Here is a 25,119-nt window from a genome sequence, read left to right as displayed (position 1 = left end):
GTCTCCGTGCCGCCCCGCCCGGTCCGCCGAACCAGGAGCTTATTTCTCCTTCCGCCAGTTCAACGACCCCTTCGTCTCCACCGTGCTCGATTCGACTTCCACGTCGAAGCCGCGGGTGAGCAGGTACTTGAGGGTCAGTACCGAGCCGCTGCCGACCATCGAGACGCCGTAGCCGACGTAGAGCCTGGGCGAGAGGTACTTGCCGAAGCCCAGCACCGAGCCGCCCAGGGTGCTGGACTGCTGCACGCCCGCGTCGTCCAGGCCGAGCTTCGCGCCCAGCTGCGAGGCGAGCAGGCCGCTGCCGGCCGACAGCGCCGCGGAGGCGGCGGTGACCTGTTCGGTCTCGCTGCTGCTGGCGGTCGCCAGGCCGCGACCGAGCACCAGGTAGGACATCGCTTCGGACTGCGACATCGCCGGGTCCGACCAGACGTCGGCGCGCGGGGACTCGGCGCGGCCGCTGACGTCGATGCCGGCGGTGACGTCGCCGATCTTGCGCTCGGCGCGGATGTTGATGCGCGGGTCGGAGACGATGTTGTTGTTCCAGGTCAGCTGGCCACGGGTGATGGTCAGGTCCTGGCCGTAGGCCTTGTAGCGCCCGCGTACGTCGAGCCCGCCGTTGGCGGTCATCTCGTAGCCGGGCCGCGCGCGGATCTGCATCTGCCCGGTCAGCGAGCCCTTGAGGCCGAAGCCGCTCATCTTGACCTTGTCGCCGAGCGCGACGGTCAGCTGCATGTCCAGCGGCGATTCGGGGGTTTCCTCGGGGTCGACCGGGTCGAGCACGACCACGTCCTCGGACACGGAGGTGCCGCGGTCGAGGCGCTCCAGGTCGATGTCCGCCTCGGGCACCGTGACCTGGCCGCGCAACTGCATCACCTTGCCTTGCATGCCGAACTGCAGGTCGGGATTGGCGACGACGCGCAGCTCGGTGGTGTTGTAGGCCAGTACGTTCTGGCCGCGGATATCCAGCTGCAACGGCGTGCCCTCGCCGTACCAGGACAGGCCGCCGTCCACGTTGAGCGTGCCGTCGCCGGACTTCACCGAGGCGGTGATCTTGGCCGAGCCGTCCGGCAGCGCATCGAAGCGCCCCTTGCCCTCGCTCAGCGACAGGCCCATCGACGGGTACTCGGCGGTGAAGTCGCTGAGCGTGGCGTCGCCGCCGAGCAGCGGCTTGCTGCGGGTGCCGCGCAGGCTCACATGGCCTTCGACCAGGCCCCTGGGGCGGTCGATCTCGGCGACGAACAGCTGCAGCCAGTTCATCCGCGAGATGTTCATGTACAGCTCGCCGTTGAGCGGCGCGTAGTCGTCCCAGCCGGTGTCGAACTTGGCGTCGACGAAGCCGTTGCCCTGGAAGCCGACGCCCAGATAGCCGTTGATGTGCTTCGGGTCGAAGGTCGCGCGCAGGCTGAAATGGTCGTAGCGGATCAGCTCGCCGCGATTGGGGTTGCCGCCCAGGTCGACGCGGAAGCGCGGTTCGCCCAGGCGCACGCCGCCCTCCATCGACACGATCTCGAAGCCGCCTTCCCAGGCGTTGCCGCGCGGCCGGAAGCGGCCGTCGATGGCGATCTGGCCGCGCAGGATGATCGGGCGCCCGTCCTGCTTGGGCAGCCATGGGTGGACCAGCGACAGCGGCAGCGCATCGCTCTTCACTTCCACGCCCTCGCGCGGCCAGTCCACCTTGGCGCACAGCGCGCCGGCGCCGGCCGTCGCGAGGCAGGCATCGGACAGCGTGAACGCCGGGCCATCCACCGCGAACTGCGCCGGCGCGCGCAAGGCCCAGGCATCGCCCTTGGACGGCACGATCCGCAACGCCGCCAGCTGGCCCTGCCAGCGTTGGCCATTGCGGCGCATGTCGCCGCGCAACGACAGCGAGGCCATCGCATTGTTCACCTCGGCATCGAGGTCGAGGTTCTCCACCGCGCCGCGCGCCTGCACGCGCACGCTGTCCAGCACCGTGCCGACGCCGACGGCGGTGCCCTGCAACGCCAGCGAGCCGCCGTCGCCACGCCACGGCAGCCGCCCGCGCAGGCTCAGCGCATCGGCGGTGTAGCCGTCCCAGCGCAGGCCGCTGCCGGCGAGGTCGGCGGTGATGTCGGGCGCGTCGCGGCGGCCTTTCACCTGCAACGTGCCGCTCAAGGTGCCGGCACCGCCGGGCAGCAGGTCGTCGAGCTGCAGCGGTTGCAGCTGCGCGTCGATGTCGAGCGCATCGCCGACCTTGCCCTGCGCGACGACGCGGCTGTTGCCGAGCGACAGCGACACCCGGCCTTCGCCTTGCGTTCCCTGCAGGGCGAACTTGCCGCTGGCGTCGAGCGCACGCTGGCGCAGCTGTCCCTTGAGCGCGTCGATCTGCGCGGTGAGCTCGTAGCCCGGCGACACCCCGCCGGCCGGCGCCGGCAGTTGCCGGCCCTTGGAGGCGATCTTCCCGGACAGGCTGCCGTCCCAGCCCGGCGCGAAGTAGCCGGGATCGAACTTGGCCAGCGTCGCGGTCGCGTCCCAGCTCAGTTCAGGTGTCCACGCCACGTCGCCGGCGACGTCGAGCGCGCCGCCCGGCGTGGTGGCCTGCAGTTGCTGGATGTGCGCGCGCTGGTCGTTGCCGCGCACGTCGAACGTCAGCGCGGCCCGCTGCGCGTCGCGCTCGACGTCGGCGCGCCCGATCGCGGCCCAGGCCTTGAGGTTGCCCGCGACGCCGAGCCGCGCTTCCTTCAGTTCGACCGGGACGCTCGGCGCCTGCGGCGTGGCCGGGTCCGGCGCCGGCACGAAGCGCAGCCCGCTCGCGTTGACCGAGAAACGGAAGTTGGCGTTGTCCGGATCGCGGAAGTCGGCGCTGCCTTGCAGCCGGGTGCGTCCTTCGAACGCATCCACCACCAGCGGCTGCACCTGCAGCACCTGGTCCTCGAGCACGAGATGCGAGGGTTGCAGCGTCGCCTGCAGTTCGCCGCGCTTGAGCGTGCCCTGCAGGCGCGCGTCGCCGCCCTTGCCGGTGGCGCTGAGATCGAAGGCGAGCGGTTCGCCAGCCGCAGCCACCTCGCCTTCCGCCGGCGGGACCAGCAGCGACAGGTCCAGCGCCTGGGTCGCGGCCTTGAATTGCCAGGCGGGATCGGTGCGGCCGGTCAGCACCAGCGTCGCGCGCAGCGGTTCGGGCGCACGCCCGGCCAGCGCGACCTCCATCCTCGACAGGTCGCCGCGCGCGACCAGCCCGATGCTGGCCGGCGTGCGCCCGCGCGGCGCCGGCAGCACCGCGGTCGCGGTGAGGTCGGCGCGGTAGTCGTTGCGCGGCAGGTAATCGCCGTCGATGCGGAAATCGCCGCGGTCGCTGTTCACCGCGAGCTGGCGCGCACGCAGTTCGCCGTTGGCGATTTCCAGCTCGCCGCGGATGCGGCGCAGCGCGATCACCGGCTGCTGCAGCTGGGTGATGCGCAGATCGTCCACGGCGATGCGGTCGGCCTGGATCGCCAGCGGCATTTCGATCTGCGGCAGCGATCCCGGCCAGCTCGGTAGCTCGAACGGCTCGTCGCTCTTGCCGAGGTTGAGCGTGGCGTTGCGCACTTCCAGCGCGTCCAGGCGCAGCTTGCGCCCGAGCAGCGGGCGGATGTCCGGGTCCAGGTACACGCGCTCGGCGGCGAAGTGGATGTCCTGGTAGCGGAAATCGACGTTGCGCAGCGTCAGCGGGCCGGCCAGCGGGCCTTCCGCCTCGCCCCAGGTGAAGGTGGCCCCGGCCGGCAGCCGCGCCACCACCTGCGCCAGCAACACGTCGCGGCCGGCCACGGTCTGCAGCAGCCAGTACAACGCGACCAGCAGCAACAGCACGAGCCCGAGCACGCCCAGGCCGGAACCGATCCAGAACCGGCGGCGGCGATAGAAGCGGGGACGCGGCGCGGGAGCGTTCTGGTTCACAGGTTCGCTCCGATGTTGATGTAGAGCTGGATCTGCGAATCGGGATCGTCCAGGCCGTGCCCGATGTCCACCCGCACCGGGCCGACCGGCGACTTGTAGCGCACGCCGACGCCGACGCCGGTGTGCCAGTCGGGCGTATCGTCGAACGCGCTGCCGCTGTCGACGAACACCGCCATGCCGAGCGGGCCGCCCTTGAAGTAGTGCTCGTACTCCGCGCTCATCGTCAACAGCTGCTTGGCGCCGAGCGCGAACCGGTCCGGCCTGGGCGTGCGCGGGCCGACCTCGCGATAGGCGTAGCCGCGAATGCTGTCGTCGCCGCCGGCGAAGAAGCGCAGGCTCGGCGGCATGGAGACCAGGTCGTTGGTCCAGGTGCTGCCGGCCTCGCCGCGCAGGATCATGCGCCCGTCCGCGCCGGCCGGCAGGAACCAGCGCAGCTTGCCGTAGGCCTGCACGAAGCTGGTGTCCGACCCGGCGCCTTCCACGCCCCCGCGCAGCTGCATCGTCGCGGCGATGCCGTTGCGCGGGAACGTGCGGTCGTCGACGTTGGTGTAGTTCGCTTCCAGTTGCGGGTACACCAGCGTGGAGTACTGGTAGGCCAGCGGCCGGTCCCGGTCTCCGTCGTCGGTGTAGTAGCCCCAGCGCTCGCGCAGCGCGTTGATCGAGGCGATCGCGGTCCAGTGCTCGTTGATCTGGCCGCTGCGCGCGGCGCTGAGCTTGATGTTGCGCAGGTCGATGTAGTCGGTCTGCTCGTCGTACACGCGCGCGCCGAACGCGTACCAGCCGTCCAGCCAGCCGAACGCGGGGATGCGGTAGGTGGTGCCCAGCGACTTGCGCTTCTGCGCGTAGTCCAGCTGCGTGTCCATCTTGTGGCCGCGCGAGTTGATGTAGCGCCGCTCGACGCCGCCCCGCACGCCGGGGCCGCTCTCGCTGCCGTAGCTGAGGCCGGCCGTGTAGATGGTGCGCTTGGCGCGGGTGAGCTTGACGTCCACCGGCACGCGGCCCTGGTCGTCGGCCTCCTCAGGCTTGGGCTGGATGTCGATGCTGCTGAAGTAGTCGAGCTTGGTCAGCGACTCGCGCAGGCGGTCGAGCTTGCCCTCGTGGTAGTAGCTGCCTTCGTCCCAGTACACCAGCGGGTCGAACAGGCCTTTCTCGAAGTAGTCGTAGTCGAAGCGCACCGGCCCCATGTCGTAGCGGCGGCCGCTGTCCCAGGCCAGGTCGATATCGGCGGCGTGTTCGGCGCGGGTGACCTCGACCCGGCGCCGGGTGAAATCGGCATCGAAGTAGCCGCGCTCGGCCAGGCGGCGGGTGATGCGGACCTTGCTGGCCTCGTAGTCCGGGTGGTTGAACACCTCGCCGGGTTTGGGCTGGAACCCTTCCAGGTCGCGCCTGATGTACTGGTCGTCCTCGGCCCAGCCCGCCATCTCGATGCGCGAGTCGCGCACCCGCGTCGGCTCGCCCTTGTCGACGGTGATCACCACCGTGAGGTGGTCGTCCTGGCGCGGCGCCTGGATGTCGATGTTCGGCGTGTAGTAGCCGAATGGCTCCAGCGCGGTACGGGTCTGCGCCTCGGCCTGGCTGAGCAGGTATTCCAGCCGGGATTCGCCCTGCACCTTGCCGATCGCCTCGTACAGCGACAGCGAGACTTCGATGTTCTCGATCATCGCCGCGTCGTCGTCCTTGTCCAGGCCCTTGATCTGTACCTTGTCGATGGTGCCGCGGGCATGGGCCATGCCGGCGCAGCACAGGGCGGACAGGAGGACGAGGACCTGGGGATTCAATCGCATGCAACGAGGATATCCGGATGTGCCGCCACTGGCTGTTAATGCGGTGTCGAGGATGTCGGGACTTGCAAGGACGGCTCCCCCTCTTCCTGCGGGGCGAAGGCGTGTTGCTTGCGAGCCGCCGGCGCGCGAAGCGAGGTGCCTGTGGCAAGGAGGAGCTTATCCCTTCTCCCTTCGGGAGAAGGTGGCGCGGAGCGCCGGATGAGGGTACGGGCGAAGCCGCGCCGCAAGGACTCGGCAGCCATCGCATCGAGGAACGCGCCACCGCGGGGGAGCCTGCGGCTTCGTCCTCGCACCCTCACCCCCGATCCCCGCTCCGCGCCCGGGCCCACGCCAGCGGCGTGGGCGCTCAAGGACACGCGCCAGCGGCGCGCAAGCCGTGCCTTTCGCCCCGATGGGAAGGGGCTTCAAAGCGCGGGCTTCAGGGCGCTCAGTTCGACAGGTGCTCGATCGCGGCGACGCTGCCGAGGCGGTCGCCGAGCTTCTTCAGCAAGGCGAGGCGATTGGCGCGCAGCTTCGGGTCCTCGGCGTTGACCATCACCCCGTCGAAGAACGCATCGACCTGCGGGCGCAGCCGCGCCAACCGCGCCAGCGCGGCGACGTAGTCCTTGTGGTGCAGGCTGGCGCCGGTGTCGCCGATCGCCGCCTCCACCGCCTCGGCCAGGGCCTCCTCGGCCGACTCGGCCAGCAGCGCGCGATCGATGTCGCCCGGTATCTCCACCTCGCCCTCGGCCTTGCGCAGGATGTTGCGGATGCGCTTGTTGGCCGCGGCCAGCGCCTCGGCTTCCGGCAGCTGCGCGAAGGTGCCGATCGCGTCGATGCGGCGGTCGAAGTCGTACAGCGAATGCGGCTTCAGTTCGGCCACCGCGTTGAAGTGCGTGGCCGGTACGCCCTTGTCGGCGTAGTAGCCCTTGAGGCGATCCAGGACGAAGTCGTAGATCTCGGCGGCGTCGGCCTGCACCTTGCGGCCGGCGAGCGCGGTGTTGGCCGAAGACAGCAGCGCCTTCAGGTCCAGGTCGAACCCGCTCTCGATGATCGTCCGCGCCAGGCCCAATGCATTGCGCCGCAGCGCGAACGGGTCCTTGTTGCCGGTCGGCTTCAGGCCTGCGGCGAAACCGCCGGCCAGGGTGTCCAGGCGCTCGGCGATCGCCAGCACCTTGCCCACCGGCGAGAGCGCGATGTCGTCGCCGGCGAAGCGCGGCTGGTAGGCCTCGTCGATCGCCAGCGCGACCTCGGGCGGCTCGCCCGCCGCCAGCGCGTAATGGCGCCCGGCGATGCCCTGCAGTTCCGGGAACTCGCCGACCATGCGCGACTGCAGGTCGTTCTTGGCCAGTTCCGCGGCACGGCGCGCCAGCTGCGGATCGACCCCGACCTGCGCCGCGATCGCCTCGGCCAGCGCGGCCACGCGCGCGACCTTGTCGGCCACGCTGCCGAGCTTGGCCTGGTAGGTCACGCTTCCCAGGCCCTCGCCCATCGCCGCCAGGCCCTGCTTGAGGTCCTCGTCGAAGAAGAACTTGGCGTCGGAGAAGCGCGGGCGGATCACGCGCTCGTAGCCCTTGGCGACCTCGGCCACGTCCTTGGACTCGATGTTGGCGATGCCGATGAACTTCTCGGTCAGCTTGCCGCCCTCGTCCAGCACGGGGAAGAACTTCTGGTTGATCTCCATCGTCTCGATCAGCGCTTCCTGCGGCACCGCCAGGAACTCGCGCTCGAAGCTGCACAGCACCGCCGACGGCCATTCGACCAGGTTCACCACCTGCTCCAGGTTGTCGTCGGTGATGCGCGCGTTGCCGCCGGCCTGCCTGGCCGCGGCCTGCACCTCGGCGACGATGCGCGCGCGGCGCGCGTCCGGGTCGACCAGCACGCGCGCGGCTTCCAGCGCGGCGACGTAGTCCTGCGGCGCGGCCAGCGGCACCGCCGCGTCGTGCATGAAGCGGTGGCCCCGGCTGGCACGGCCGGCGCTCACGCCCAGCACGTCGGCGGGCACCACGTCCTGGCCGAGCAGCAGCACCAGCCAGTGCACCGGGCGCGCGAACGCGTAGTCGTGGCCGCCCCAGCGCATCGGCTTGGGGATCGGCATCGCCGCGATCGCCTCGCGCAGGATCTCCGGCAGCAGCTCGGCGGTGCGCGCGCCCGGCTTCACCGAACGGTGCACAAAGCGCTCGCCCTTGGCGTCGCGGGTGCGTTCGAGCTGGTCCCAGGCGACGCCGGCCTTGGCGGCGAAGCCTTCCAGCGCCTTGGTCGGCGCGCCGTCGGCGCCGAGCGCGATGTTGAGGTACGGGCCGAGCACTTCCGAGCGCTGCTCGGGCTGCTCGGTGGCCACGCCCGGCAGCAGCACCGCCAGCCGGCGCGGCGTGGACAGCGGCTTGGCGTCGCCGCGCTCGTAGGCGATGCCGCGCTTGTCCAGCCCGGCGATCACGCCATCGAAGAACGCCTGCGCCAGACCAGGCAGCGCCTTGACCGGCAGTTCCTCGGTGCCGAGTTCGATGAGGAGGGACTGCATCATGGGGACGTGACCTGTGTTGCGGAACCGGAAGTGGGAGTGGGGGCGTCGAACGGAATGTAGTGCTGGCGGAACACCGGCAGCGCCTCGCAGCGGTCGACGTGCGCGCGCAGCGCCGGCCAGGGCGCGAGGTCCAGCGGCAGCGCTTCGCGCAGGTGGGTGGTGAAGCAGGCCACGGCGATGTCGGCGTGGCCCATCGCGTCGCCGACCAGCCAGGCGTGGCCGGCGCGCGCGGCGCAGGCCTTGTCGAGTTCGCGCAAGGCGCCCTCGACCTGGGTGCGGCAGCGCGACAGCCACAGTTCGCTGTGCGTTTCGGCCGGGCGGAAGACGCGCTCGAGCACGATCAGCACCGCCTTGTCGATGGCGCCGATGCCCAGCGCGATCAGGCGCTGCGCGTCGCGGCGGGCGATCCCGGTCGCGGCCATCAGCGCGCGCTCCGGGCCGACCCGGTCGTCGAGGTAGTCCAGCATCGCCGCGGACTCGGTCAGCACCTCGCCGTCGTCCAGCACCAGGGTCGGCGCGCGGCCCAGCGGGTTGTACTGGCGGATGCGGTCGAAGTCCTTGCCGACCGACCAGGCGCGATGCTCGAACGGCAGCCCGTACAGCGCCATGGCGATGGCCACCCTCCGCACGTAGGAGGAGTCGTACATGCCGATCAGGATCATGCGGTCTCCGGCGCGCGCGCCTTCAGCCCGGGAAAGCCCAGCTTCTCGCGCTGCGCGTGATAGGCCTGCGCCACCGCCTGCGCCAGCGCGCGCACCCGCAGGATGTAGCGCTGGCGCTCGGTGACGGAGATCGCGCGGCGCGCATCGAGCAGGTTGAAGGTGTGGCTGGCCTTCATCACCTGCTCGTACGCGGGCAGCGGCAGGTTGGCCTCGACCAGCTTGCCGGCCTCGCGCTCGCAGGCGTCGAAGCGGTGGAACAGCTCGGCCACGTCGGCATGCTCGAAGTTGTAGGCGCTCTGCTCCACCTCGTTCTGGTGGTAGACATCGCCGTAGGTCACCGGCGTGCCGTCCGGGCCGTAGGTCCAGATCAGGTCGTAGACGTTGTCGCAGTTCTGCAGGTACATGCAGAGCCGCTCCAGGCCGTAGGTGATCTCGCCCAGCACCGGTTTGCACTCCAGGCCGCCGGCCTGCTGGAAGTAGGTGAACTGGGTGACCTCCATGCCGTTGAGCCAGACCTCCCAGCCCAGGCCCCAGGCGCCGAGCGTCGGCGATTCCCAGTTGTCCTCGACGAAGCGCAGGTCGTGCACCAGCGGGTCGATGCCCAGCGCCTTCAGCGAGCCCAGGTACAGTTCCTGGATGTCGTCCGGGTTGGGCTTCATCGCCACCTGGTACTGGTAGTAGCGCTGCAGGCGGTTGGGGTTCTCGCCGTAGCGGCCGTCGGTGGGACGGCGCGAGGGCTGCACGTAGGCCGCGTTCCACGGCTCGGGACCGAGCGCGCGCAGGAAGGTGGCGGGATGGAAGGTGCCGGCACCCACTTCCAGATCCAGCGGCTGGATCAGCACGCAGCCCTGTTCGGCCCAGTACTGGTTGAGGGTCTGGATCAGGCCCTGGAAGGTGATCGGAACGGACCGGGTTTCGGACATGCTGCAGAGGCCGGCGGATTGAGGGGTGCGCTAGTATAGCGGCCGACCTGCGGGCCTCTCCGCACCGGGGATACAGTCGATGGAACAGCGCCAGCCCGCCGCCGCCCGGTCGGTGCTCGCCGCCGCGACCCTGCCGCGCGGCCGGCTGGCGTTCGAGCGCGTGGTCGCCGCGCTGCTGGCCGACGACATGGTCGACCCGGCCGACCGCGAGCGCATCCAGTTCTCCGCCTCCGGCGCGCGCAACGCCAGCGAGGTGCACCCGCTGGTGCTGCTGGCCAACCTCAAGCTCAGGGCCGGCCAGCCGCCGGCCGGCGAACTGGGCCTGGAACGGCTGACCGAATGGCTCGCCACCCGCACCGGCATGCGCTACCTGCGCATCGACCCGACCCGGGTCGACGTGCATGCGGTGGCCGGCGTGGTCTCGCACGCCTACGCGCGCCGCCACCGCATCCTGCCGCTGGCGGTCGAGCCCGAGCGCGTGCTGGTCGCCACCAGCGAGCCGCTGGCGCTGGACTGGCTCGCCGACGTGCAGCACCTCACCCGCCGCCGGATCGACCTGGTGCTGGTCAATCCGCTCGACCTGCACCGCTACACGATGGAGTTCTTCGGCGTGACCCAGTCGGTGCGCGGCGCGCGCAACGACGTGCGCGGCTCCGAGTCCTCCAGCGGCCTGCCCAGCTTCGAGCAGCTGGTCGAGCTGGGCCGCGCCGGCGACGTCACCGCCGACGACCAGCACGTGGTGCACATCGTCGACTGGCTGCTGCAGTACGCCTACGAGCAGCGCGCCAGCGACATCCACCTGGAGCCGCGCCGCGACATGGGGCGGATGCGCTTCCGCATCGACGGCGTGCTGCACAAGGTGTTCGAGGTGCCGCCGAACGTGATGACCGCGGTGGTCAGCCGGATCAAGGTGCTCGGGCGCATGGACCTGGGCGAGCGCCGGCGCCCGCAGGACGGCCGCATCAAGACCCGCTCGCCCGGCGGGCGCGAGGTCGAGATGCGCCTGTCGACGATGCCGACCGCGTTCGGCGAGAAGTGCGTGATGCGCATCTTCGACCCGGATGCGGCGTTCAAGGACATCGAGCAGCTCGGTTTCAGCCCCGACGAGGCGGCCGGCTGGAACGCGCTGGTGAACCGCCCGCACGGCATCGTGCTGGTCACCGGCCCGACCGGCTCGGGCAAGACCACCACGCTGTACTCCACGCTCAAGCGGCTGGCCACCCCGGACGTGAACGTGTGCACGGTCGAGGACCCGATCGAGATGATCTCGCCGGAGTTCAACCAGATGCAGGTCCAGCACAACATCGACCTGGACTTCGCCGCCGGCGTGCGCACCCTGCTGCGGCAGGACCCGGACATCATCATGATCGGCGAGATCCGCGACCTGGAGACCGCGCAGATGGCGGTGCAGGCCTCGCTGACCGGGCACCTGGTGCTCTCGACACTGCATACCAACGACGCCCCCTCGGCGATCACCCGCCTGCTCGACCTGGGCGTGCCGCACTACCTAGTCGCCTCCACCCTCAACGGCGTGCTGGCGCAGCGCCTGGTGCGCACGCTGTGCCCGCACTGCAAGCGCCCGCACGCACTGGACGACGCCGACTGGGCGGCGCTGCGCGAGCCGGGCGAGGCGTTGCCGGCACGGGTGACGACCTACGCGCCGGCCGGCTGTCTGGAATGCCGGCGCACCGGCTACCTCGGCCGGGTCGGCCTGTACGAGCTGCTGCCGGTCACGCCCGCCCTGCGCGCGCTGATCCGCGCCGACATGGACCTGGCCAGCTTCAGCCGCGCCGCCCGCGGCGAAGGCCTGCGCACCCTGCGCCGCACCGGCCTGGAGAAGGTCGCCGAAGGCCTGACCACCATCGAGGAAGTGCTGTCGGTGCTGCCGCCGACGGAGTAGTCCCGGCGGCGTTCGCCCTGGAGGGCCCCGCCATCCCCCGACCGACGGCAGGCCGCCACGAAGCCGCGAGCACAACGATTCCAGCGGAAACGGTTGAAGCCGGTCGCTGCGGACGCTCTAATCGACCGGAGCAAGCCGTTCCCCCACCCAGCGTCGATGATCCAACTCCCCTTCCTGATCCTCGAGACCGGCCAGCCCGTGCGGTCGCTGAAGCGCTATGGACGCTTCCCGCACTGGATCCGCGTCGCCGCGGGGCTGGCCGAACGCGACACCGTGGTGGTCGACGTCGAATCCGGCGCGGCGCTCCCGGACCGCGGTCGCTTCGCCGGGGTCATCGTCAGCGGCTCGGCCGCCTTCGTCACCGACCGCGCCGACTGGAGCGAGCGGTCCGCCGACTGGCTGCGCGAGGCCGCGCACGCCGGCATGCCGCTGTTCGGCATCTGCTATGGCCACCAGCTGCTGGCGCACGCCCTGGGCGGCCAGGTCGACTACAACCCGGCCGGGCGCGAATCGGGCACGATCGAGCTGGAACTGCACCCGCCGGCGGCCGAGGACCCGCTGTTCGCCGGCCTGCCGCTGCGCTTCCCCGCGCACGCGACCCACCTGCAGACGGTGCTGCGCGCGCCGGCCGGCGCCGTGGTGCTGGCGCGCTCGACGCAGGACCAGTGCCATGCCTTCCGCTGGGGCGAACGGACCTGGGGCGTGCAGTTCCACCCCGAATTCGCCACCCATCACATCCGCGGCTACGTCAACGCCCGCGCCGACTGCCTGGCCCGGCACGGCCGCTGCGCCCGCACCATCGCCCGCGAGGTCACCGCCGCGCCCCTGGCGCGCAAGCTGCTGCGGCGCTTCGTGCAGCATGCGCGCGGCCTTCGCCCGGCCGCCGGCGCCGGCGGATAGGGGCACCTGCCCGCGGATGTGCGGGCCGTTGCGAGGGACGCACGAAAAGCGGCGATAATCCGCAGGCGCCGGAGCCTCCGGCGCGATCCCCCACCCGGAATATCCATGAGAGAGATCCACAAGGTGCCGGCGTCCTCCGGCGCGGAATGGTTGTTGACCGGCTTCTCGCTGCTGCGGCGCGCGCCGCTGGCGCTGGGCTCGCTGGGCGTGACCTGGGGCCTGATCGCCTCGCTGGCCTTGCTGCTGGCCGGGCTGGTGCCGGCGCTGGGCACCGCGGTGCAGTTCCTGCTGGTGCTGGCCGGCCCGCTGTTCATGGGCGGGCTGCTGTGGGCGGTCCGCGAGGTCGACCAGGGCCGCCCGGCCAAGCCCTCGCACCTGCTGCACGGACTGCAGGACGGGCGTGCGCCGCACCTGCTGGTGGCGCTGTTGCCGCAGATCATCGCCGGCCTGCTGCTCGGCATCGCGCTGCTGGTGCTGATCGGCACCAAGGGACTGCAGCAGCTGTCGGACGTGATGGTCCAGCTCAACGCGATCAGCGCCTCGGGCGCGCAGCCCGACCCGGGCGAGATCGAGGCGCTGGCGGCCACGCTGCCGGCCGGGCGCATCCTGTTGTGGCTGCTGCTGGTGCTGGCGACCTTCGCCGCGCTGACGCTGGCGCTGTTCGTGATGCCGCCGCAGGTGATGTTCGACCAGAGCGGCGGCTGGAAGGCGCTGCGCAACAGCCTGCGCGCCAGCATCCACAACCTGCCGGCGATGCTGGTGTTCTTCGTGCTCGCCTTCATCGCGCTGTTCGCGATCTACTTCGCGGTGATGATCGTGGCGCTGGTGATCGGCCTGGTCGCGGGCCAGGGCGCGGCGATGTGGGTCGCGCAGCTGCTGCTGATGGGCGTGCTGATGCCGGTGTTCGCCGGCGCGGTCTATGCGGCCTGGAAGCAGATGTTCACGCCCCCGGGCAGCGGCCCCGCAGGCACGGGCACGCCCCCGCCCGGCAACGTCTTCGCGGCCTGATCCGTCCGCTGCCGCGCGGGGCCGCATCCCGCGCAGATCCCAGGCGATGTGCCCGCGCCCGCCCTCCGGCGGGCGCATTCGCATGGGCGTTCCGGTGGAAAAAAATGCAAGTTCGCCATGCTGGCGCCCTTGGCTCCCGCAGCCAGATTTTGCATTAGAAAACCATATACATAACGGCGAATATTTCATTGGTATTGCATAGCTTCGTCGCCTAGCCTCGTTTTTGTGCCGGCGGTCGCAATGTCGGCGGTCCCACCGGATGTCACCGCGGGACTGCCGTGACACGTGGGACATGGCGTTTGCAGCAACCGGCCGACCACGCCGGACCATCTCTGACATCCCGGCGGAGCCATGCCTGCGGGCGATACCGCGTCGGCAAGGGGCGGCCGCTGAACGATCCATCGGTAACTTTGTCCTGGGAGGGAACAAACGATGCCGTTGCAACCCGAGCGCCGTCCGCACGAGCTGCGGGCACGCCCCGCTTTTGCCCGCGAACTGCGCCTCTCCGTATTGGCCCTGGCCCTGACTGCCTGTTTCGGCGCCCGAGCGCAGGCGCAGGCGCCGCCCCCGTCCACCCCGCAGGCGGCTTCCGGCGAGCAGCCGGTGACGCTCGACGGCGTCGTGGTCACCGGCCAGCGCGCCGCTCTGGACAAGGCGGTATCGGTCAAGCAACTGGAAGACCACGTGGTCGAGGTGATCTCGGCCGACAACATGGGCCAGATGCCCAATGTCACCGTGGCCGAAGCGCTGGCTCGTCTGCCGGGCGTGACAGCCACGCTCGATCGCGGCAACGCCAGTCTGGCGACCGTGCGCGGCCTCGGCCCGCGCATGACGATGGGCACGGTCAATGGCCGCGAGATCGCCTCGTCCGAGCCGGACCGCGCAGTGCGCTGGGAGGTGTTCCCGACCGAGATCGTCTCCACCGTCAAGGTCTACAAGACGCCATCGGCCGACCTGATCGCCGGCGGCATTGCCGCCACCGTGGACATTTCCACGATCGCACCGCTGGACTACACCGGCCCGCAGTTCGTGGGCACCGCCGGGCCGGTGTTCTACGACCAGGGCAAGGACGTGGACGGCTACAGCCCGTGGGGCAGCCGCTTCGGCGCCAGTTGGGTGCACAAGTTCAACGACAACCTCGCCATCGCCATCGGCGCCACCTACCAGAAGCAGAAGAACGCCAATGCGTTGATCGGTAGCTGGGGCTACACCGACGACACCAGCGCGATGGACGTGGATGGCGACGGCGTCAAGGACTACACACCCTGGGGCGCAGCCGACCAGCTCAAGCTGATCGACCAGACCCGCACCGGTGCTACTGCCACGCTGCAGTGGCGCAGCGGCAACTTCGAACTCAAGGCCGACGCACTGTACTCACGGGTGCGCATCGACGAGGACCAGATGCAGACCTGGTTCCGCAACTGGGACTACAGCATCTGGTCGTGGTGGAACCCGTATGCCCAGCCCGGCTCGTCCGTGCGCATGATCGACCACAACGTGGTCGGCGGCACCCTGATCAATTCCCAGTGGGGTACTCCGCTGGAAATGGACCAGGTGATCGCCAAGTACAACGAGGTCAAGACGCTGACGGCCGGTGGCCTCAACGGCAAATGGACCGGCGAGGTGTGGACGGTCGAGGCCGACCTGTCGGCCTCGCAGGCCAAGCGCGACAATAGTTGGCGTTCGGTCTCGTTCGGCCTGAATCCCGACAGCATCTCCTGGGACTTCGGCCCCGGCCACGCACCGTGGATCTCGGCGAGCTCGTCCGCGCCGACCTGGGGCGTGTCCGGCAGCAACGAGCCGCAATCGCTGCGCGACCGCATCGGCGCCTTCGCCATCGACGCTACCCGCCAGCTGGAAGGCCCGGTCAACCAGATCCAGTTCGGCGCGCGTGCTTCGGACCGGGTCAAGCAGAACCGCCATTATCTGGCCGACTACTCGGGCTTCGACCAGCCGATCTCCGCCTACGACGGGCTGATCCGCGAATCCAGCATCCCCGGCCTGAACGTGCCGCCGGTCTATTCGGGCAACCTCAACGCAGTCGCCGATCTCGCCTTCGGCGGTTACGATCCGTCGGCACTGAACGAGCAGATGCTCGACCACTGGAAGGTGCAGGAAAAGGTGCAGGAAGCCTTCGCCAAGGCCAGCTTCAGCAGCACCTGGTTCGGCATCGACGTCACCGGCAACGCTGGCGTGCGCGTGGTCAACACCCGCACCACCAGCACCGGCTACGACACGCTGGACGGCAGCACCTATTCGCCCAGCCGCGCCAGCAACCGCTATACCGACGTGCTGCCGAGCGCCACGCTGAACTTTCTGATCGCCGACGACAAGATCCTGCGCCTGTCGGCGGCCAAGGTCGTGGCCCGGCCGCCGCTGGACGAGCTGCGCACCGGGCGCCAGCTCGACAATCCGGCCACGGTCAGCGGCCAGCTGACCGGCAGCGGCGGCAACCCGAAGCTGGATCCGTTCCGCGCCAAGCAGCTCGACCTGTCCTACGAGTGGTACTTCCGCAAGGAGGCGCTGGCGGCACTGGCCGTGTATCGCAAATGGGTGGATTCGAGCATCGGCTACAAGACCGCGCACGAAACCATCAACCGCCACGACTACCTGATCAGCGGCCCGTTCAACGGCGGCGGCGGCCACATCAACGGCGTGGAGCTGACTTTCCAGACGCCGTTCTGGTTCATCCCGCACATGGAGAACTTCGGCATCTATTCGAACTTCTCCTATGTCGATTCCGACCTCAAGGAGTTCGCGCCGGCCAACAACCCGCTGCCGTTGAGCGGCCTGGCCCGCAAGAGCGGCACCGCCGACCTGTGGTACAGCAACGGCAAGGTGGAGGCGCGCGTGGGCTACAGCTACCACAGCCCCTACACCACCGTGTATGGCTGGAACGCGGCGCGCCTGGTCCGCCTGGACAGCATGGGCACCTGGGACGCGAGCGTGGGCTGGCAGATCAACGACCACTGGGGCGTGAAGCTGCAGGTCAGCAATCTCACCAACGAGTCCATGCGTGCCTACACCGACAACCTACCGTACCGGCTGGCGAACATGGACGACGGCGGCTACCAGCTGTTCGGACGGCGGTTCGCGCTGGAAGCGACGTTCAAGTTCTGAGTGTCGCCGTGCGAGGAGCGATATCCATGGCAACTCCGATGACAGGATGGCGGCGCGCCTTCCTGCTGACCGCAGTGCTGGCCGCGTTGCCGGCCTGGGCCGCCGAGCCCGCCAAGCCGCTCTATTTCGGCGCCGACCTGTCCTACGTCAACGAGATGGAAGACTGCGGCGTGCGCTATCGCGAGAACGGCGTCGAGAAGGACCCGTTCGTGGTCTTCAAGGAGCACGGCACGAATCTGGTACGGGTGCGCCTGTGGAACGACGCGCGCTGGACTAATTACAGCGATCTGACCGACGTCAAGAAAACCATCCGTCGCGCACGCGAACAGGGCATGCAGGTGCTGCTGGATTTCCACTACTCCGACGATTGGGCCGACGGCGACAAGCAGCTCATCCCCAAGGCCTGGGCCGACATCGACAACGTGGATGATCTGGCGCGCACGCTCTACAACTTCACCTACGACACGCTGGCAGCGCTGGATCGATCAGGATTGATGCCGGAACTGGTGCAGGTCGGCAACGAAACCAATCCGGAACTGATGTCGCGCGTGCCGTGGAACAAGAAGAGCCCGATCGACTGGACCCGCAACGCCAAGCTGTTCAACGCCGGCATCAAGGCGGTGCGCGATGCCGGCGCGCGCGCGAAGATCCAGCCAAAGGTGATGCTGCACATCGCCCAGCCCGAACATGTCGAGCCGTGGTTCGCCGATGCCGCCAAGGCCGGCGTGACCGATTTCGACGTGATCGGCATCAGTTATTACCGCAAGTGGTCCACCGAATCGATGCCGGAACTGGGCGCAACGATCAAGCGCCTGCGCGGGCGCTACCCTGCCGACGTGATGGTGGTGGAGACCGCGTATCCATGGACGCTGGAATCGGGCGACGAGTTGCACAATCTGCTGGGTGAGGACTCGCTGATCGCCGGTTATCCGGCCACGCCGGAAGGCCAGCGCCGCTACATGATCGATCTCACTCAGCTGGTCGTGGACAACGGTGGCAACGGCGTCGTGTATTGGGAACCGGCCTGGACCAGCAACCGCTGCAAGACCCGCTGGGGCACAGGCTCGTCGTGGGAGAACGCGAGTTTCTTCGACTTCCGCAATGGCAACGAACTGCTGCCCGGGATCGACTTCGCCCAGCATGACTACCTCCGGCGCGAACCGCGCTGAGCAGCGCTGCCCCTGGCCACTGTGGGAGGGGCTTCGGCCCCGATGGGCCTTTGCGGAAAAGCGTCGGGGCTGCAGCCCATCCCGCAGCCACTCCCGCTCGGGCAGGCGATACAGATTAAGGAGTCTCCATGACTGAACTCAGCCGACGTGAACTTCTCCGGGCGATGCTTGCCAGTGGCGTAAGCGCATCCATGCCCATCGCGGGCATCGGACTGGGCGCGGCATCGGCCGCCAGTGCGGCGCCACCTTCGCGCACACCCGCACGCCTTGGTGCCACCAGCGCCAGCGCGCGCGAGCGCCTGCTGTTCGACTTCGGCTGGCGCTTCCATCTGGGACACGCAAACGACCCGGCACGCGACTTCAATTTCGGCACGTTCCAGCGCACCTACGCCAAGGCCGGTGAGAAGACCGCCGACGCGGCGATGCTGGAGTTCGACGACAGCAGCTGGCGTCTGCTCGACCTGCCGCACGACTGGGCAGTGGAGCTGCCGTTCCAGCCCGATCCGGCCTCGGCCGGCATCAACGGCGAAGACCCGGCCGCCGCGCACGGCTACAAACCGCTGGGCCGCACCTTTCCCGAGACCAGCATCGGCTGGTACCGGCGCATCTTCGAGGTCGCCGCATCCGACCTGGGCAAGCGCATCCACCTGGAATTCGACGGCGTGTTCCGCGACTGCACCGTGTTCTGCAACGGCCACATCGTCGCGCACCACGCCAGCGGCTACACCGGCTTCGAGGTCGACCTGAGCGACGTGCTCGACTACGGTGCGCGCAACGTCATCGCCGTACGCGTGGATGCCACGCTCGGCGAAGGCTGGTTCTACGAAGGCGCCGGCATCTACCGGCATGTCTGGTTGCGCCGGACCGATCCGCTGCACGTGCCCACCGACGGTGTGTTCGTGCGTAGCGAAGTGCGCGATGGTCGCGCCATCGCCCAGGTTGTCAGCGAGATCCGCAACGACGGTATCGAGCCGATCGAATGCACACTCGTCTCACGCGCGATCGCCCCGGATGGTCGCGAGATCATTCTTCAGGCCGCACAACCTCTCACGGTGCGCCCCGGTGAGACACGCAACGTCGAGCAGGCGCTCGTGCTCGGCGCACCCGCGCTATGGTCGTTGCAGACACCGCAGCGCTACCGGCTGATCACCGAACTGCATGCCGGCGAAATTTGTTGCGATGCGGTCGATACCCTGTTCGGCATTCGCAGTATTAACTTCGACCCGCAGCGCGGTTTTCTGCTCAACGGTGAGCCGGTCAAGCTGCAAGGCACCTGCAATCATCAGGACCATGCCGGCGTCGGCACCGCGATCCCCGATCGCCTGCAGGAATGGCGCATCGAGCAACTCAGGACGATGGGCTGCAATGCCTATCGCAGTGCGCACAACCCCGCCACGCCGGAGCTGCTGGAAATCTGCGATCGGCTGGGCGTGTTGGTGATCGAGGAAACCCGGCGCATGTCATCGGACAGCGAAGCGCTGCACGAACTCGAATCGATGATCCGGCGCAGCCGCAATCATCCATCGGTGATCGCATGGTCGCTGGGCAACGAAGAGCCGCAGATGGTCACCGAACGCGGCGCGCGCATCGTCGGCAGCATGAAGCGGCTGGCACACCGGCTCGACCCGACCCGGCCCAGCACCTTCGCCATGGACAAAGGCTGGGACCAGGGTGTGGGCAAGGTCGTGGACGTGGTCGGCTTCAACTACCGCACCAACCAGATGGACGAGTTCCACGCGCAGTTCCCCGGCATTCCGGTGTACGGCAGCGAGACCGCCAGCGCGGTATCGGTACGCGGCGAATATCTCAACGACGACGCGTGCGGCTACACCAGCGCCTACGACGTGAACTACCCGTGGTGGGCGTCCTCGTCCGAATCGTGGTGGGCCTTCGTTGCCGAGCGGCCCTGGGTGGCGGGTGGCTTCATCTGGACCGGCTTCGATTACCGCGGCGAACCCACGCCCTACAACCGCTGGCCCAACGTCGCCTCGCAATTCGGCGTGCTCGACAGCTGCGGTTTCCCCAAGGACAACTATTGGTACTACCGCGCGCAATGGACCCGCGAGCCGGTGCTGCACCTGTTCCCGCACTGGAACTGGGACGGCCTGCTGCCCGAGGTCGCCAACGGCCAGGTCGACGTGTGGTGCCATACCAACCTCGACGCAGTGGAACTGATCGTCAACGGCGTCAGCCAGGGCATGCAGCAGGTACCGCGCCACGGCCACGTCGAATGGCGCGTGCGCTACGCCCCCGGCGCGATCGAAGCGCGCGGCTATCGTGATGGTCGTGTCGTACAGACGCAGATCCGCCGGACCACCGGCGCGGCCGCTGGCATTCTTCTGCGTACCGATCGTCCCATGCTATCGGCCGATGCGGAGGATGTGAGCGTGGTGGCGGTGGAGATCGTCGATGCACAGGGCAATATCGTGCCGACTGCAGACAACGCCGTGCGCTTCGCAATGCAGGGACCGGGACATCTGCTTGGTGTCGGCAACGGCAATCCGACCAGTCACGAAGCTGACAAGGCTGACATTCGCCAGGCCTTCAACGGCCTGTGCATGGCGATCGTCCAGGCCACCCGCGACACCGGCACGATCACGCTACGGGCGACCTCGCCAGGGTTGAAGCCGGCGACGCTGCGAATTCCGGTACAGGCCACCCGGGCGCGGCCTTTTGTGGTTTGAGAACTGACCGACCCCAAGCTGCTCTCGGCACCCGGCGCCACCCACAAGATTCGCCATCCCCGCGAAGGCGGGGATCCAGGAAGTTCGTTGCTCACCGTGCAATGCCACTGGGTCCCGTCCCCGCGAGGCGGCAGTTGTGATTTTTCAGCGACTCCAAAGTAAATGCCGAGAACAACGAGGCCCGCCATCGCGGACCTCGTTGTTTCGTCCGTGCATGAAGGCACGTCAGTTGAAAGCATTCATCGCCTGCGTGAACTGGCCGCTGGCATTGACCGCGCCCATCGTATAGCCCTGCCACCCCGGATATGCCTGCGGCTCCCAGTAGAAAACGCCGAGGCCATTCGAGCCGAGCGCCTTGTTCTTGGCGATCAGGTCGACCAGCATCGAGTAGGACGTACTGGCCTGCTGCCAGTCCATGCCCACTTCGCTCACCATCACCGGCTTGCCATAGCGAGACACCATGTCCTGCATGTTCGTATTGATCTGACTGTTGCTCGTCTGCCAGGAATTCGCGGCCGGATAGTGCGACATGCCGATCACGTCCCACTTGCCGCCGGCGGCCTTGAACGCGTCGAAGAACCAGCGGAAGACCGCATTGTCATAACCATTGGCCAGATGCACGATCACCGGCGCGTTCGGATACACCGCCTTGGTCGCGTTGTAGCCACTGTTGATCAGATTGGCGATCGTGCTGAAGTTGTTGACCTTGCCATCCGGCCACAGCAGACCGCTGTTGATCTCGTTGCCCACCTGCACCCAGCTCACGGTGATGCCGTTTGACTTGAGGTAGTTCAGGATGCCGTAGGTGTGCGCGTACACGTCGTTGACCAGCGTCGAGCCCGTATGACTGGCCCACGCCGCCGGCTTGGTCTGCTGGCCCGGATCGGCCCAGGAGTCGCTGTAGTGAAAGTCGATCATGATGCGCATGCCTTGCGCAGCCGCGCGCTTGGCCTTGTAGAGCGTATCGGCGCCATCGCACCAGCCGCCGGACGGGTTTACCCACACGCGCAGACGCACCGCATTGACGCCGGTGTTCTTCAACAGTACGAAAGCATCCGTCTGCACGCCCGACGCATTACGGAACACGTAGCCATTCGATTCTTCCTCGCTAATCCAGCTCACGTCCGTGCCCTTGGCGAACTGCGCCATCGCCGAGCTGGCCTGGAATGCGAGCGGCAACGCCAACAACCAGGCGGCTTTTACCATCTTCGAAAAAAACATGAGAAATCCCTCCCGAGATTGATTTTGAACACAGCATCGATCGGGCCGGTCTGGCTACGCCGCTACGCGGCGCAGTCCGGTGGCCTGCACCTGGATTTCACGGATCGTTCGTTTGACGCATCCCATCGCGACTGCGCAAAGCCTCCACTCTCGCAGTACTTCCATGCACGAGAACCTGCCGCCTCCCAATGCACTTCTCATCCGGCCAGGGATCCTGCCAGGCAGGACATGGGGCGCATGCTCCGTTATGTCGCCCTCGCTACGAGGCGAGAGTAGGAATGCCCTCAATGCCGTACAAATGAATTGTTGGGTCAGAACTATGCGGTGCGGAAATACCCGCCCATATGCAGGTCCTCAGGCTGGGAATAGAGGTGCGGCGCAGAAGAATCCATACGAAGAATCCCGCGACATCCGGCTTCGCTCGTGCCCTCGTCCGCCCCTGCGGGCACCTTCCTCCGGAAGGGAGAAGACAGAGCGCCAATGCGTTCTTGCTCCAGGCAATTACGAGTATCGGGATCATCGTAGGAGCAGCGTGAGCCACGATGAGGCTTTGGCTAGGCGCTATCGCGGCTCGCGCCGCTTCCACAGCCCTCCATGCGTGCTGTTACTTGGCCCCCAGAGCGGACGAGAGCGCCGTTTTCGGCTGCGACAGGGCTCACCGGGAAAAAGCGAAGAACTCCTTCGCCCGGCGGGGCGGGCCTTCGCAATGCAATGGAAAGCACGAAGGCGGAGTGTGCTTTCCTTGGGTCTATCTTTGTGCAAACAAAGATAAAGTCACTCGCCAAGGGCGAAAGCTTTTGGCTTTATTACCACGGGATGATCAGCCGTTCGGCGGCTGAAAAGCGCTTCTCGCTTCTGCGGGAATGACGATAGAGAGATGGCTTGGGCTGACAGGCAACGAAAGACACGGGGTCCCCGCCTGCGCGGGGACGACGGTAGCGAGATGACGTACCCACCCCACCGTCACTCCCGCCGCACCAACCACCGCGAAGCCACGATGCCCAACTCGTAGAGCAGGCACATCGGGATCGCCAGCATCAACTGCGACACCACGTCGGGCGGCGTCAATATCGCCGCCAGCACGAAGATGCCCACGATCGCGTAACCGCGGCCCTGCCGCAGCTGCTCCGGCGTCACCCAGCCGAGCAGCACCAGGATCACCAGCGCCACCGGCAACTCGAAACTGCTGCCGAAGGCAAAGAAGATCACCAGCACGAAGTCCAGGTACGAACCGGCGTCCGGCGTGATCGCGATGACGTCCGGCTTGAACGTGGTCAGGAAATGGAACACCGCCGGCAGCACCAGGAAGTACGCGAACGCGCAGCCCACGTAGAACAGCAGCACCGCCGAGAACAGCAACGGCATCGCCAGCCGCTTCTCGCGCTGGTACAGGCCCGGCGCCACGAACGCCCACGCCTGGTACAGCAACCACGGCACCGCCAGGAACACCGCCAGGAAGAAGGTGAGCTTGAGCGGCGCGAAGAACGCGCCGGCCGGGTTCATCGCGATCATCGTCTGCCCGGCCGGCAGCTGCGACACCAGCGGGTGCGCCAGCCAGCCGTAGATCTTCTGGGTGAACGGCAACAGCGCGACCAGCACCACCGCCAGCCCGGCCAGGCCGCGCACCAGGCGCGCGCGCAATTCGATCAGGTGCTCGATCAGGCTGCTCTCGGCCTGCGCCTCGTCGTGCGAACTCAATGCGGCTTCTCCTGCGTGCCGGCCGGTGGCGGCGCGGCCTCTCCGGCCGGGATGCCCGCGTCCGGCTCCGCCGCCATCCCGGCGCCCGCCTCATCGGGCTTGCGCGCATCGGCGGTGCGGATGTCCACGTCGCGGTCGACCTCTTCCCGCAAGGCGCGGGTCTGCTCCTGGAGGTGCTGCTGGCCCTCGCGCAGCTGCTGCTCGGCCTCGCGCAGCGAATCCTGCACGTTGCGCAGGTTGCGCTTGAGTTCCTCGGCCTCCAGTTCGCGCTCCAGCTCCTGCTTCACCGACTCCCATTGCTGGCGCGCGCGGCGTACCCACAGCCCGGCGAAGCGCGCCGCCTTGGGCAAGCGCTCGGGGCCGAGCACGACCAACGCCACCACCGCGATCAGCAGCAGCTCGCCAAACCCGATGTCGAACACGGCGCCCGGCCTGGATCAGCGCGCGTCGCGATCGCGCTCGGCCTGCGACTCGCGGGACTGCTCGTGGCTGCGCGAATCGTCGCCGATCTGCCCGGCCGGCTTGTCCTCGTCGCGCATGCCCTTCTTGAATTCCTTGACTGCGTTGCCCAGGTCCTTGGCGCCGCTGGTCAGGCGCTTGGTGCCGAACACCAGCAGCACGATCACCAGCACGATCAGCCAGTGCCAGATGCTGAAACCGCCCATGATCCACTCGCCATTGCTTGAAATAGGGTGATCAGGATAGCGCACCCTGCGTTCCAGGGCGCGCGCGCCGGCTCAATTGTGGCCGTCGAGCGGCTCGGTGCGGATCTCGCCCTCGGACACCGGCTGGAAGCCCTGCTGCTGCGGGGCCGCCGGCGCCGGCTGAATCGGCGCCGTGGTCGCCTCGGCGGGCGGCGCGGTGGGCACCGAGGTGGTCACGCTCGGGGCCGGTTCAGGTGCACGGCGCGGCGCGGCGGCGGTGTCGGTGCCGCGCTTGCTGCGCGCCGCATAGGTCGCTTCCTCCAGGCGGTCGCGGAACGCCACCACGTCCGCCGACGGCGGCTCCGGTGTGCGGCCCTCGAAGATCATCCGCGGCGTGCTGCCGGTGCCGTAGACGTCGAGGTTGGCGGCGTTGTCGATCTGCAGCACCGCGCCATCCAGCGCCACGCCGGCGAACAGGCCGCGCGCGCGCGACCACGACCAGATCTCGGCCTTGAGCTGGCCGTCGGTGGCGGCCGCGGCGTTGCGGCCCACCGGCCCGGCCGCCACGCCCGCATCGGCGCCCAGGGTGAACTTGCCGTTGACGATGTTGTCGAGGCTGCGGTCGTTGCGGAACACCAGCACCACGTCGGACGACTGCACGCCGGCCTGGAAACCGATGCTGCCGCCGGTCAGCTTGACGAACGACGGCTGCGACCAGCTGCCGTCGGGGTTCTTGACCGACATCAGGCCGTGCCCGCGGCGCCCGCCGATCACCAGGCCGGCCTTGAGCGTGTCGGGAATCACCACGATCGCGCGCGCTTCGTCGAGCAACTTGTCCGGGATCGCCTGCTCCGGGATCTCCTGGATCTCGGTCAGTACCCGCACCGCGTTGCGTGCGCGCTGGTCCTCCTCCGGACCGGCGGCGGCGTGGCCGGCGGCGAAGGCGAGCGACAAGAGCAGGGCGAGGCGCGGAAGGCGTGGCATGACGGGCTCCAGGTGGCGATCTGCCGAA

The 25,119-nt window shown here is 68.4% G+C and carries 16 protein-coding genes; 6 read left to right on the top strand and 10 right to left on the bottom strand.

Going from position 1 to position 25,119, the window contains the following annotated elements; genetic code table 11:
• Window positions 1–39 precede the first annotated feature (39 nt).
• The 5 genes from FD678_RS18500 to glyQ all read right to left on the bottom strand — a co-directional run bounded on the left by FD678_RS18500 (window position 40) and on the right by glyQ (window position 9,763).
• Window positions 40–3,891: a translocation/assembly module TamB domain-containing protein gene (locus FD678_RS18500; protein ID WP_218569845.1), complete on the bottom strand. Its 3,852-nt coding sequence runs from the start codon at window positions 3,889–3,891 to the stop codon at window positions 40–42.
• Window positions 3,888–5,675 (bottom strand): autotransporter assembly complex protein TamA, encoded by a 1,788-nt coding sequence (locus FD678_RS18495; protein ID WP_140727448.1) that lies wholly within the window; start codon window positions 5,673–5,675, stop codon window positions 3,888–3,890. The genes FD678_RS18500 and FD678_RS18495 overlap by 4 nt, the downstream gene beginning before the upstream one ends.
• Window positions 5,676–6,102: 427 nt before the next feature.
• Entirely contained in the window at window positions 6,103–8,178 is a 2,076-nt protein-coding gene (gene glyS / locus FD678_RS18490; protein WP_140727446.1) for a glycine--tRNA ligase subunit beta, read from the bottom strand.
• Complete coding sequence (locus FD678_RS18485) at window positions 8,175–8,840, bottom strand: glutathione S-transferase family protein (protein ID WP_140727444.1); 666 nt, start codon at window positions 8,838–8,840, stop codon at window positions 8,175–8,177. The genes glyS and FD678_RS18485 overlap by 4 nt, the downstream gene beginning before the upstream one ends.
• Window positions 8,837–9,763, bottom strand: a complete 927-nt coding sequence (gene glyQ, locus FD678_RS18480) for a glycine--tRNA ligase subunit alpha (RefSeq protein ID WP_140727442.1) — start codon at window positions 9,761–9,763, stop codon at window positions 8,837–8,839. Before glyQ ends, FD678_RS18485 begins: the two co-directional genes overlap by 4 nt.
• Window positions 9,764–9,842: 79 nt before the next feature.
• Between glyQ and FD678_RS18475 the strand changes: the two genes are divergently transcribed.
• From FD678_RS18475 to galA, 6 genes are all read left to right on the top strand, one after another.
• Window positions 9,843–11,663 (top strand): GspE/PulE family protein, encoded by a 1,821-nt coding sequence (locus FD678_RS18475; protein WP_140727440.1) that lies wholly within the window; start codon window positions 9,843–9,845, stop codon window positions 11,661–11,663.
• Window positions 11,664–11,819: 156 nt separating this feature from the next.
• A complete protein-coding gene (locus FD678_RS18470) occupies window positions 11,820–12,563 on the top strand; it encodes a glutamine amidotransferase (RefSeq protein WP_140727438.1) in 744 nt (247 codons plus the stop codon).
• 105 nt (window positions 12,564–12,668) lie between these two features.
• Window positions 12,669–13,571 (top strand): BPSS1780 family membrane protein, encoded by a 903-nt coding sequence (locus tag FD678_RS18465; RefSeq protein WP_218569844.1) that lies wholly within the window; start codon window positions 12,669–12,671, stop codon window positions 13,569–13,571.
• Window positions 13,572–14,003: 432 nt separating this feature from the next.
• Window positions 14,004–16,691, top strand: a complete 2,688-nt coding sequence (locus tag FD678_RS18460) for a TonB-dependent receptor (protein ID WP_140727436.1) — start codon at window positions 14,004–14,006, stop codon at window positions 16,689–16,691.
• Window positions 16,692–16,717: 26 nt separating this feature from the next.
• Entirely contained in the window at window positions 16,718–17,860 is a 1,143-nt protein-coding gene (locus tag FD678_RS18455) for a glycoside hydrolase family 53 protein (RefSeq protein ID WP_218569843.1), read from the top strand.
• Between the two features lie 191 nt (window positions 17,861–18,051).
• Window positions 18,052–20,544, top strand: a complete 2,493-nt coding sequence (gene galA, locus FD678_RS18450) for a beta-galactosidase GalA (RefSeq protein ID WP_218569842.1) — start codon at window positions 18,052–18,054, stop codon at window positions 20,542–20,544.
• 225 nt (window positions 20,545–20,769) lie between these two features.
• On the opposite strand, the gene FD678_RS18445 is transcribed toward galA, so the two are convergent.
• From FD678_RS18445 to FD678_RS18425, 5 genes are all read right to left on the bottom strand, one after another.
• Window positions 20,770–21,765 (bottom strand): glycoside hydrolase family 53 protein, encoded by a 996-nt coding sequence (locus tag FD678_RS18445; protein WP_140727431.1) that lies wholly within the window; start codon window positions 21,763–21,765, stop codon window positions 20,770–20,772.
• Between the two features lie 963 nt (window positions 21,766–22,728).
• Entirely contained in the window at window positions 22,729–23,463 is a 735-nt protein-coding gene (gene tatC, locus FD678_RS18440) for a twin-arginine translocase subunit TatC (protein ID WP_140727429.1), read from the bottom strand.
• On the bottom strand, window positions 23,460–23,885 hold the full coding sequence (gene tatB / locus FD678_RS18435; RefSeq protein ID WP_140727426.1) for a Sec-independent protein translocase protein TatB: 426 nt from the start codon (window positions 23,883–23,885) through the stop codon (window positions 23,460–23,462). The genes tatC and tatB overlap by 4 nt, the downstream gene beginning before the upstream one ends.
• 15 nt (window positions 23,886–23,900) lie before the next feature.
• Window positions 23,901–24,128, bottom strand: a complete 228-nt coding sequence (gene tatA, locus FD678_RS18430; protein WP_140727424.1) for a Sec-independent protein translocase subunit TatA — start codon at window positions 24,126–24,128, stop codon at window positions 23,901–23,903.
• 72 nt (window positions 24,129–24,200) lie between these two features.
• Window positions 24,201–25,091 carry a lipid-binding SYLF domain-containing protein gene (locus FD678_RS18425; protein WP_140727422.1) on the bottom strand — a complete coding sequence of 297 codons (891 nt, stop codon included), beginning with the start codon at window positions 25,089–25,091 and terminating at the stop codon, window positions 24,201–24,203.
• Between the last annotated feature and the right edge of the window lie 28 nt (window positions 25,092–25,119).

It is taken from the genome of Pseudomonas sp. Hp2 (assembly GCF_006386585.1).
Classification (GTDB): domain Bacteria; phylum Pseudomonadota; class Gammaproteobacteria; order Xanthomonadales; family Xanthomonadaceae; genus Pseudomonas_S; species Pseudomonas_S boreopolis.
Note: the sequence above shows the minus strand (reverse complement) of the source record. Positions and strands in the feature narration are given on the sequence as shown.